Source organism: Pantanalinema rosaneae CENA516 (assembly GCF_050753385.1).
Classification (GTDB): Bacteria; Cyanobacteriota; Cyanobacteriia; order Leptolyngbyales; family Leptolyngbyaceae; genus Pantanalinema; species Pantanalinema rosaneae.
This window is the reverse complement of record NZ_JBLZFZ010000079.1, coordinates 17,544-29,410: the sequence shown is the minus strand read 5'-3', so window position 1 is coordinate 29,410 and position 11,867 is coordinate 17,544. Positions and strand designations below refer to the sequence as shown.

The 11,867-nt window shown below is 51.1% G+C and carries 6 protein-coding genes and 1 pseudogene; 4 read left to right on the top strand and 3 right to left on the bottom strand.

Features of this window, described 5'->3' with window-relative positions:
* Positions 1-125: 125 nt before the first annotated feature.
* Positions 126-2,091, bottom strand: a pseudogene (dnaK, locus tag ACN4EK_RS28870) (molecular chaperone DnaK).
* A 148-nt stretch (positions 2,092-2,239) separates the two neighbouring features.
* Complete coding sequence (gene grpE, locus ACN4EK_RS28865) at positions 2,240-2,995, bottom strand: nucleotide exchange factor GrpE (protein ID WP_431661889.1); 756 nt, start codon at positions 2,993-2,995, stop codon at positions 2,240-2,242.
* A 588-nt stretch (positions 2,996-3,583) separates the two neighbouring features.
* Here grpE and ACN4EK_RS28860 point away from each other — a divergent pair.
* The 4 genes from ACN4EK_RS28860 (at position 3,584) to ACN4EK_RS28845 (ending at position 8,867) form a co-directional block, all read left to right on the top strand.
* On the top strand, positions 3,584-5,581 hold the full coding sequence (locus tag ACN4EK_RS28860) for a GspE/PulE family protein (protein WP_431661888.1): 1,998 nt from the start codon (positions 3,584-3,586) through the stop codon (positions 5,579-5,581).
* A 184-nt stretch (positions 5,582-5,765) separates the two neighbouring features.
* Complete coding sequence (locus ACN4EK_RS28855) at positions 5,766-6,881, top strand: type IV pilus twitching motility protein PilT (RefSeq protein ID WP_431661887.1); 1,116 nt, start codon at positions 5,766-5,768, stop codon at positions 6,879-6,881.
* A gap of 110 nt (positions 6,882-6,991) precedes the next feature.
* Positions 6,992-8,218 carry a type II secretion system F family protein gene (locus tag ACN4EK_RS28850; RefSeq protein ID WP_431661886.1) on the top strand — a complete coding sequence of 409 codons (1,227 nt, stop codon included), beginning with the start codon at positions 6,992-6,994 and terminating at the stop codon, positions 8,216-8,218.
* A gap of 34 nt (positions 8,219-8,252) precedes the next feature.
* On the top strand, positions 8,253-8,867 hold the full coding sequence (locus ACN4EK_RS28845; RefSeq protein WP_431661885.1) for a hypothetical protein: 615 nt from the start codon (positions 8,253-8,255) through the stop codon (positions 8,865-8,867).
* Between the two features lie 5 nt (positions 8,868-8,872).
* Here the strand turns inward: ACN4EK_RS28845 and ACN4EK_RS28840 are convergent, their stop codons facing one another.
* The gene (locus tag ACN4EK_RS28840; RefSeq protein ID WP_431661884.1) at positions 8,873-11,311 is read right to left on the bottom strand and encodes a CHASE2 domain-containing protein; all 2,439 of its coding nucleotides are present in this window, start codon (positions 11,309-11,311) and stop codon (positions 8,873-8,875) included.
* Positions 11,312-11,867 lie beyond the last annotated feature (556 nt).

Sequence of the window (11,867 nt, the reverse complement as noted above, 5' to 3'; positions counted from 1 at the left end):
AGATGTGTATAAGAGACAGGTCAGGGGGTTTGGGGTGGTGGGCTGAGGTTCAGGCTAGGCTGACTCACCTAACACCTGGAATCCTTCTCTACCCTACACCGTTACCCTACTCCCCTATACCTTAACTAATCTACAGCTTCGTAATCCGCTGTGATGGTGGCATCGTTATCAAAGCCATAATCGTCGTCTTCATTCGCGATCGGCTGAGTATCCAGATTGTAATCGGTTGTGCTGGCATGCTCGGTGGCACTGTAAGCAAAATCATCTGCCGGTGCTTCGGTTGCCTGCTGATAGACGGATGCCCCGATCGCCAGTAGGGTTTGCTGAAGCGCATCCAGGCAGTGCCGCACATCATCAACGGTGGAATTAGAACTGGCGATCGCCGCTTTTAATTCTGCCACCCGTTCTGTCCCCTGGGTTTTCAGATCATCGCTGATGAACTGACCCATTATCCCGTAGGGTCGTCTCATAGCTGTAGAACAAGCTGTCTGCCTGATTTTTCAGTTCTACGAGTTGCTTGCGATCCCGGTCTTCCTCAGCATAAACATCCGCTTCCTGACGCATCCGTTCAATTTCAGTGGCACTTAAGCCACCCGTATTTGTAATCGCAATACTTTGTTCGCGTCCGGTGCCCTTGTCTCTGGCGGACACTTTCAAAATGCCATTGGCATCAATGTCAAACGCGACTTCAATTTGCGGCACACCTCTAGGAGCCGGGGGAATCCCTGTTAGTTGGAATTTACCCAAACTCTTATTGTCCTTTGCCATCGTGCGCTCACCCTGGAGCACATGAATTTCGACGGAGGTCTGCCCATCGGTGGCTGTGGAGAACACCTGGGTTTTACTGGTCGGGACGGTGGTATTCCGTTCAATGATTTTGGTAAAGACCTCTCCCAGCGTTTCAATCCCCAGTGACAGCGGGGTGACATCCAGGAGCAGCAAATCTTTGACTTCACCTCCCAAGACACCCGCCTGGATGGCGGCACCCAATGCGACGGCTTCATCGGGATTCACAGAGCGATCGGGGGGTTTACCGTTGAAATGCTTCCGAATGGCTTCCTGGACAGCGGGAATGCGGGTAGAGCCGCCGACTAACAGAATTCGATCGATTTTATCAATGGTCAGATCGGCATCTTTCAGGGCTTGAATGGTTGGCTCTAATGTGCCTTCGACTAGCTCATGGACTAATTCTTCAAATTTCGCCCGAGTCAACTCCATTTCCAGGTGTTTAGGCCCGGTTTCATCTGCCGTAATAAACGGGAGGTTAATTGAGGTGGATAAGGTTCCAGACAGTTCAATTTTGGCTTTTTCCGCCGCTTCCCGGAGCCGTTGCAGCGCCATTTTATCAATCGATAAATCGATGCCTTCCTGCTCCTTAAATTTGTCAATCATCCACCGGACGATCGCATCATCAAAATCATCCCCACCCAGGTGGTTGTTGCCCGAGGTGGCTTTCACCTCGAACACGCCATCGCCCATTTGCAGAATTGAGACATCGAACGTGCCACCGCCCAGGTCAAACACCAGAATGCATTGCTCGTGATCCTGTTTGTCCATGCCATAGGCAAGGGCGGCGGCTGTAGGCTCGTTGATGATCCGCAAAACTTCCAAGCCCGCGATCGTCCCCGCATCTTTAGTTGCCTGCCGTTGGGAATCACTGAAGTAGGCGGGTACAGTGATCACCGCTTGGGTCACGGCTTCGCCTAAATAGTTTTCGGCATCTTGCTTCAGCTTTTGCAAGACCATTGCCGAGACTTCTTGTGGAGTATAGGTGCGTCCGCGAATTTGCACATCGACCGTATCGTCTTTGCCACGGACACAGGTGTAGGGCACCCGCGATCGTTCCTGTTGTGTTTCATCCCAACGACGACCAATAAAGCGTTTGATACTAAACACTGTATTTTCTGCGTTGGTGACGGCTTGCCGTTTGGCGAGTTGCCCCACCAGGCGATCGCCCGCCTTGCCAAAGCCAACCATACTAGGGGTGGTTCGCCCGCCTTCCGAGTTTGAAATAACAATGGGTTGACCGCCCTCCAGGACAGCAACACAGCTATTCGTCGTACCGAGGTCGATACCAATGACTTTTCCCATAATGAGTGGCAGTGAAAGGTTACGAGGTGGATAAAGTGGCTAGCTGGTAGAGCAATACTGCAAGAATTTATTGGACTGTCCGGAAAACTCAACCAATCTGATCCCAAATATTCCCACTTTGGACTCAGATGAATCACCTCAAATCAGGTTATTCCTCCGAAGTCTCCTGATTGGGTGACTCTGACTCTACGGTAGGCTCTGGAGGAGCGGCAACTTTGACTAAGGCATGGCGCAACACGCGATCGCCAAGCATATAGCCACTTTGCAACTCGTCCATCACGGTGCCTTCAGGAAATTCATCCGTAGCTTGCCGCATGACGGCTTCATGCAACATGGGATCAAATTCTTTGCCCTTAGCTCGCATCGGGGATACCCCAATCCGCTTTAAGCAATCAACTAATTGTTTATAAACGCTTTGATAGCTTTTGTGGATGGTTGTTTCCGCTTCTGTCTGCGGCTTAATATGTGATCGTGCCCGTTCAAAGTTATCCACGACCGGCAATAACTCGTTGATCGTGGCGCATTTAATTTGTTGTTCCTGCTCCTCTTTTTCTCGCTGCGTTCGCTTGCGATAGTTGTCAAAATCCGCCGCGATCCGCATGTATTGAGTCGTGCGATCGTCCAACTGAGCTTTTAAGGACTGGAGTTGACTCTCCATCTGCGCTAAGGCTTCCCGCAGCCCACTATCGGTGGCTCCTGCTTGACTTGATTCTGGTGCAGAGTCAGATCCAGCCGGAGGTGCTGTATCACTATTGTCTTCATCCAGTGGCAGTTGAAAATCTTCCAGACTCACTCCCGCTGGTTCAGTCGTGTCAGTGGTGGATGCACTTTCGGCGGCTGAGTTCTCTGAGGCGGCAACGCTTGGATTTTGAGTACCGTCTAACTGCTTTTCTTCGTCAATCATTATGGACTTCCCAATCGCGTTCAAGATGACTTACTGTGCTACCAGACTTATCCTAATCATTCTAAGAATGGAGGCGCTATCAATGGTGAGACAAGATCGATCCATTTCTTGCAAGCATCTTGACTTCATTTAATCAGAATTTCCTGGCAGGAAACGCCTTTTCTGCCAAAGCCCTTCAGGAATGGTGCTAGTTCCATAGCGGTGCTTAGCTTTGATTCATCTCAGCATTGTTAACCCTGCGATCGCGCCTGCCTTTAGAGAACAGTCGGGATTTTGGGTTAATTCTTCATCAAACTTATCAATCTAAATCCTACCAAGCGAACTTACCCTCGGAGTGGTATCAATTCCTACACTTGTACAGAATCAATGGGTGAGAACCTGACGAAGCGAGCGACAAGAGCTATGATTTTGAGAACATAGGTACGATTAAACCCTGTCTACAATAGATTTCAGGTGTAACTAGATTGTTCGGTTATTGTTTGTTCGTTCTGCCTATTTTATCTAGGTAGAAAAAGTCGTAGTTTATCCCTGCCGATTCTCTCCTCAAATTTTCGGGAATACTCTAAAAGGAGTTCATCTTCACCCGCTATGACTAACTCCTCATCGCAGCGCCGCGCCCTCGTTGTACAAAATAATCTGTCTCCCTTTGGGAATAAGCTGGTTCAGGCTGGATATGTCAATACTGACCAGATGCAGCAGGCATTAATCGAAAGCCGTAAGACTGGTAGACCGCTGGTTGATGTGCTAGAAGCGCTGACTGGGCAACAGCTTCCACCCGATCTATTGCGCCAGTATAAGAAGCAGCAGTTATTTGAGCTTAAAATCCTCTACGGCGTAGAATCGCTGGATCCGGAAGTCCGGGAGATTTCCAACAATCAAGTCACGGAATTGATCGATACCTTAATCCCGATCGATCTCTGCCGTCGCTATCGTATGGTTCCCCTGGCAAAAAGTGAAGGGGAGTTGCCCTACGTGTTAGTGGCAATGGTTGATCCGGATAATCTGGATGCTCAGGACGATCTCAACCGGATTCTGCGTCCCCAAGGGCTGGCACTGCAACGCTTAGTGATTACCCTGGAAGACTACCAGCGCTTGATCTCCCGCTATTTAGATGAGCAGGTCGAGAAACAAAAGCAGCAGGAACAGCAGGAAAAAGTCAACGTTCAGGCAGACCTGGAAGAATTAGGCTATCTGGATCTGCAAGATGCTCCGGATGAAGCGGCGGACAACCTGGATGTGGCTGACGCTGAAGCCGCACCTGTGATTGCTTTGGTCAATAAAATCATGATCAAAGCCTTGCAAGATGGGGTGTCGGATATTCACATTGAGCCGCAAGAAGAATATCTCCGGATTCGCTTCCGTAAAGATGGCGTGTTGCGAGAAGCCTTTGAACCGTTCCCGAAGAAAATTATTCCGGCTGTCACCGCTCGATTCAAAATTATCGCCAGCCTGGACATCGCTGAACGGCGGGCACCCCAGGATGGGCGGATTCGGCGGATTTACGATGGACGAAAAATTGACTTCCGGGTAAATACCCTGCCGAGCCGGTATGGGGAAAAGGTGGTACTCCGAATTCTGGACAACTCCGCGACCCAATTGGGGTTAGATAAGCTGATCGCCGACCCGGAATCGCTGCAAATCGTGCAGGAAATGGTGCGTCGTCCGTTTGGCTTGATCCTGGTGACGGGCCCAACGGGTTCGGGTAAAACCACCACTCTGTACTCAGCCCTGGCAGAGCGGAACGAACCTGGGGTGAACATTAGTACGGCGGAAGACCCGATCGAATATACGCTGCCCGGTCTAACCCAGGTGCAGGTGATTCGGGAAAAAGGGATGGACTTTGCTGCCATTCTGCGGGCGTTCTTGCGGCAAGACCCGGATGTGATTCTGGTGGGTGAAACGCGAGATAAGGAAACCGCTAAAACGGCGATCGAAGCCGCGCTCACAGGTCACTTGGTGTTAACTACTCTGCATACCAACGATGCGGCAGGGGCGATCGCGCGACTGGATGAAATGGGCGTAGAACCATTCATGGTGTCTGGGGCACTGTTGGGCGTGGTGGCTCAGCGGCTGATGCGACGAGTCTGTGATGAATGCCGGATTCCCTACAATCCCAGTCGGGAAGAACTGGCACGCTTTGGCTTAACCGCATCACGGGAAGGGGAACTGACCCTGTATAAAGCCAATTCCTTACAACCGCAGGAGATCAACGAAGCGAGAGCTAAAAATCAGCTTTGCCCCAAATGTAATGGAGCAGGCTATAAAGGGCGCTGCGGGGTCTACGAAGTCATGCGAGTCACAGAACGTCTGCAAACCTTAATTAACCAGGGCGCTCCCACCGAATCGATCAAGGAGGTCGCCGTTGAAGAAGGAATGAAGACGCTGTTGGCGTATAGCCTGGACTTGGTGCGTCAGGGGTTAACCACGTTGGAGGAGGTAGAACGGGTGACGTTTACCGATACCGGACTGGAAGCCGAACTACGGGCGAAACGGAAGACATCCCTCACCTGCCGAACCTGTGCCGCTGATTTGAAGCAGGAGTGGATTGATTGTCCCTACTGCTTAACGCCGCGCTTCCAGGATTAACGTCTGAAGTCGTTGCATCAAGGGTGGTCAATCCAGCCCGATCGCCGGGTGAACTGATGAAAGAATTGGTTAACCGGCGGGTAGACTAAGGTTCTGAAATTGACCAGTTTGACTGTAATTCAGTCACCCTCATCTCTAGTAATACTCATACTCTTGCATTCCGATCCCCAAAGGAGCCAGCCTCATGCCAATGGAGTTAATGATCGAAGACTTGATGGAGCAACTGATCGAGATGGGTGGATCTGATCTCCACCTGACCGCCGGTTTGCCTCCCTACTTCCGCATTAGCGGCAAGTTACAGCCGATCGGGGATCAACCGATGACGGCGGAAGAATGCCAACGGTTGATCTTCAGTATGCTCAATAACACCCAACGGAAGAATCTAGAACAAAACTGGGAATTGGACTGTTCCTATGGGGTGCGGGGCTTGGCTCGATTCCGGGTGAATGTCTACAAAGACCGGGGCACCTATGCGGCTTGTCTGCGGGCACTCAGTTCTAAAATTCCTAACTTTGACAAGCTTGGACTCCCGGATGTGGTGCGGGAAATGTCGGAAAAGCCCAGAGGCTTGATCCTGGTGACTGGTCCAACGGGTTCCGGTAAGACCACCACCCTGGCTGCCATGATCGACCTGATCAATCGGACTCGGGCGGAACACATTCTGACGGTAGAAGACCCGATCGAGTTTGTCTATGAGCCGATCAAGAGTCTGATTCACCAACGCCAGTTAGGCGAAGACACTAAGAGTTTTGCCAATGCCCTGAAAGCCGCACTCCGGGAAGATCCAGATATCATTCTGGTGGGTGAAATGCGGGACTTGGAAACGATCGCGCTAGCCATCTCGGCGGCAGAAACGGGACACTTGGTATTTGGCACTCTCCACACCAGTTCCGCCGCTCAAACCGTTGACCGGATTATTGACGTATTCCCCTCGGAACGGCAAACCCAGGTACGGGTGCAGTTATCCAACTCCCTGGTAGCGGTATTTAGCCAAACGCTAGTTCCCAAGAAAAACCCCAAACCCGGTGAATATGGGCGGGTGATGGCGCAGGAAATCATGATTGTGACTCCGGCTATTTCCAACCTGATCCGGGAAGGAAAAACCTCTCAGGTCTACTCGGCGATTCAAACCGGCGGCAAACTTGGGATGCAAACGCTAGAAAAAGTTTTAGCAGATCAGTATAAGGCTGGCACAATTTCATTTGAGGCGGCTATGTCCAAGACCTCTCGCCCTGATGAACTTCAGCGGTTGATTGGTGGTGCTCCCGCCGGAGCCCAGGCCGGAGCTGCCAGACACTAAACCGTCGATCGCATCAGTGTTGTTCTGTTGACTGTCGGTTTGTCAGGTAGAGCAACACTGAAATCACCGATCCTCGATCGTCCACTCCATTCTCTCCGCAGGTATTCGTTATGCCTACCTTCGTCGCTCGCGTCCAAGATGCTAAAGGAGTTGCCCGTAAAGAACGCCTGATTGCTGATTCCCTGGGGGAAGCCCGCTCCACCTTACGGGAACGAGGGTTATTTATTCAAGAACTGAAGCAAGATGATGGGCTGTCTTTGAGTCTGGATCTCAAAGATATCAGCACTTCCATGGCAAAGGTTACGGTCAAAGACAAAGCCATCTTTTCCCGTCAATTTGCAACCCTGGTGAACGCTGGGGTGGCAATGGTGCGGGGTTTAGGGGTGTTGTCGGAACAATGTCAGAATCCCAAGCTGAAGAAAGCCCTGACTGACATCAGTTCTGATGTGCAACAGGGGGTGAACCTGTCTGATGCAATGCGCAAACATCCTCAGTGCTTTGATGGCTTATATGTCAGCATGGTGCAGGCCGGAGAGGTGGGTGGGGTGCTGGATGAAGTGCTAAACCGCCTTGCCAAACTGCTAGAGGATATTGCCCGGTTACAGAACCAGATTAAGTCGGCAATGTCCTACCCCGTCACGGTGGGGGTGTTGGCAACGTTGATCTTCTTTGGCATGGTACGCTTCCTGTTACCGATCTTCGCCAAGATTTTCGATGAGATTGGGGTAGAACTGCCCGAGTTTACCCAGATGATGATGAACATCAGCTACTTTGTCCAGAGTCCGACTAATGTGGCACTGGCGATTGGTGTGGTTATTGCGGCGGTATTTGCCTATCGGCAATACTACAAAACGCGGGTCGGTCGGGAAACGATGGATCGTTTCTTCCTGAAAATGCCGCTGTTTGGTGATCTGATTCAAAAGACGGCTACGGCTCGGTTCTGCCGGACGTTTGGTGCGCTGACCCGATCGGGGGTACCGATTCTCACCTGCCTGGAAATTGTCCGAGATACGGCGGGAAATCAGGTGATTGCCAACGCGGTTGATGAGGCGAAACGGGAGATTCAAACCGGCGGCATGATCAGCATTGCCCTCCAGAAGGAACAGGTGTTTCCTCTGATGGCGATTCAAATGATCAGCATTGGGGAAGAGACTGGGGAACTGGATAAGATGCTGTCGAAGGTGGCAGACTTCTACGAGGATGAGGTAGAACAGGCAGTAAAAGCCCTCACTAGCATCATGGAACCGATCATGATTGTCCTATTAGGTGGCATGGTGGGTTCGATTCTTTTAGCCATGTACTTACCGATGTTCAAGGTGTTTGAACAGTTGGGCTAGTTAGAGGCTTGCCCTGTCGCCATCCGATCGCATTATGTCAACTCAACGTGACCATTATGAGGAAGCGCTGGCAGAGTATAGTAATGCCTCTGCCGCGATCGTCCTGCTGAAGCAATACCGCCCTTATCTAGAGATGCTTCCCAGTATGCGTCGTCCTGATGAGAGCCTGATCACGATTCCGTTACCGGTGGTGCGGTTGCGTGGGGTGGCTCCGGTGACCGGGCAGACTGGCATTAGTAGCAGTGTGAGTGAAGCGACCTGTTTGCCGTGTGATGTGGCAATTCTCATGTGTGACCCCGAGTGGAAGATTAAGACTGGGGTGGAGATCTTTATTTTTGTCCATCGACCGAACGAAGATTTCTCCGATCTGCTGGGTCGATGGCGGCACACTCAGGTGTTACTGAATCGGGGTTACGAATGGGATATGCCCCTCCGCCACAAGCACATTTTGAATGAAGGAGCAGAGGCACTGTATCCGTTGTTTGTCGTGTTTGAAGATACGCCAGACCGGATTAAACGGGGGTTGAAGGGGGCGTATTTACCATTTGTTACCCGCTCCCAGATGGAAATGGAGGTTGAGGAAGTGACTTCGCCACCGACCACAGGGATCGGACGCAATGACGATCGCAGCACCTCAGGATCAGGTTAAGTCGATTAAGACAAATTAGTGGGGGGCAGATCAGGCGATTCCGTCGGCGGCAGATCAGGAATATTCCCGGAGGTGTGGGGCCAGAGCTGGGTTTCGGTATCGCTTTCTAGATCCTGTTCTGTTGCTGGGTGAGGTAGCAGGTTAATGCCGAGTAATCCGTCTATTTCGTAGGTAGGTAGGCGCTTTAAGTCCTGTAATACCTCGGTGGCGGACTGATAGCGTTGGCGGAAATCATACCGCACCATTTTACAGAGAATATTGGTGAGTGACTGACTGACATGTTGGGCATAGCCCTGCCAGAGAATTTCACCCGATTCGGGGTCTTGTAAGAGTTTGCGCTGTTTGGGTGGTAGTCCGGTCAGAGCTTCGATCGCCACCATGCCCACGGCATAAATATCGCTACTGGGTTGGGGATTGCCACCACTCTGCTCGGCAGGCATGAAGCCATCGGTACCAATCCCGATCGTAAAGGCAGTATCCGTCATGTGTTCTGTTGGTTGACGGGCTTCTTTGACAGCACCAAAGTCAATCAGGACTAACTTGCTATCCGCTTGTCGGCGAATAATATTGCTAGGCTTGATGTCCCGATGAATCACCCGTTGGCTATGGACGAACTCGAGAATCTGCAATAGTTCTTTGAGTAACGCAACGACCGCAATTTCGGGGAGACGCTTGCCCACAGAAATTTCCTGGTCTAACGATAGCCCTTCGATGAACTCCTGAACCAGATAAAATTCCTGGTCTTCGTCAAAGTAAGCCAGTAGTTCTGGAATTTGATTGTGTTGCCCTAAAGCGGCTAAGGTTTTGGCTTCACGCTCAAACAGTTGTCTGGCATAGGCAAACAGTTTGGGATTATTACTCGCGGGTTTGAGTTGTTTGACAACGCACCTGGGATGGTGAGGCAGATCGCGATCTTCGGCAATGTAGGTTTTACCAAACCCTCCGGAGCCTAGCTCCTCCAGTACCTGATAGCGACCTTTAAGCTTACGTCCAACGATAATCAGTTTAGGTTCGGTCAGAAGGTGGCGCAGGTCTTCATCATCAATTTGGCTGACAATCTCTTGTACCAGGGGAGAGGCAGCATAGGGCTGAAGGGTCGCTTGTAGTTTGCGCTTTTGCAATTGCTCACTCATGGAACCCACAATTAAGTAGGATGTTCCCGTACAGATCATGGCGATCGCCGGAACCGCGACGGGAACCGCGACTAACCCATAGGTGAAGGCGAGATAACCCAAACTGAGCCACACTCCAGCAATACCGACAGTGACGGCAAACCGTCGGAGGGGCAGCCTCTGCCGACTGGAGAGATAGCCAGCCGTCACCCCAATCACCAGAACCAGCAGACCGCGTTGGAGTAAATCAGGTACGGCTTCTACGATCGCCCGATTCTCCATCAAAGTCGCGATCGCATTGGCATGAATTTCGATCCCGGCCATTTCGCCCACTGGAGTTGGAAAAATATCCCGAAAACTGGTTGCCGTTGCCCCAATTAAGACGATTTTGTCCTTAAATGTGCCTTTGTCTAACTCTACCTGCCAGGTTCTGGGGTCTAACACATACCAGATTGGAATATGCTGAAAGTTGCCTGGTTGGCCATAGAAAAAGATGTATTCCCCCTGGGGGGGCGGAAAGGTGAGTTGGGCGGCTTGTAAGGCAGAGGCGGGAAAGGATGGCGTTTCAGCGCTGAGTTTGAGGAACTGTTCGGCTAACTCGGGTTGCTGGGCCTGTTGGTAGGCAGCAACTTCTAACTTGGGGTAAACGCTGCTAAGTAAATGAATCTTGCGACTGATGGGGTCAAGCGGATAGTTAGTAAACCCAATTAACTGTTGGGATGAAAAAAACGGACGGGGTGAAACCAGTTGAATCAGATCGCCTTGCGGTAACTGAGCAATCTCAAATTGAGCCGCGAGCGTTACTCGTCCGGCAGATTGTGTTAATGCCTGCTGGAGTTGGCGATCGTCCTCTGGATAATTGCTTACCCCATCCATAACCACATCTACTGCCACGGCTTTGGCTCCCGCCGCCATCACCCGTTCGATCGCGATCGCATAGGCAGAGCGCCGGGGGGGAGAGGTGCGTAACGGTTCCAGGTAAGCGTATTTCTGAGGATCGGTCGGATAAACCTCAGTGCCCTGATCAAGGGAATTTTGGTCGATCGCCAGAATCACGATATTGCTGGGAGGAGCAAGATCACCGCGTACTGTAAAGAATAAAGTATGAGTTTGACGCTCTAAAAACTGGCTCAGAGTCGAATTACTTGCCGTCAGGACTGCCGCCGCCAGCGCTGACATCCCTGCCAGCAGATGTCCCCACCGGGAGATCCCGAACTGTTGTTTCCAGTGGGGGAATTTAGGAAGACGAGACTTCCAATCGCTGTTTTTGGTTGGAGTGTAACTAGCGGCTAGGGTTTCGGTTGGGGGCGATGACGGCTTTTCGGCAGGCATAGGCAGGCAATAGAACAGGACGATAGCGATCGAGCACCCAACTGCACCAGGAGCGTGAATCACCTTTGCCCTGGACGCATTTCTCCTAAGAGCCTAACCAAAAATGCTCAAATGTGCAGCCGTTAGAACCGAATCGATCGCAGGATGGCAATGCTCGTTGCCACCCCATCATTACAGAGGCGTTGATGTCAGACGCAATCTCTGAGAGCAAGATTTTGTAATTATTTGCAATAATGGATGGCAGTTATAGCCTGACAATTGTCAGGAGTTTATTTCTACAGTTAAACCTGCTTCCCCATTTGTATTGATAGTTAACCATAATCTCAACCGCTGATTTTGCGGCATTTTAGCTGATTGACATTGATTAAACCGATTTTGATCCTGTCCCGGTTACTGCTGAAGCGGCGGTCGGTTGTGGCTACTCTACGGGTTCTCATCCATGAACCTGCTCACGATCGCGTGGGCTGAAGTAGCATGATGGTCAGCTAGTTCAAACCCAGTTGTTACAATTGGTTATCCAATTAATTTGCATTTATTAGGTCTTAAACTTCTATGC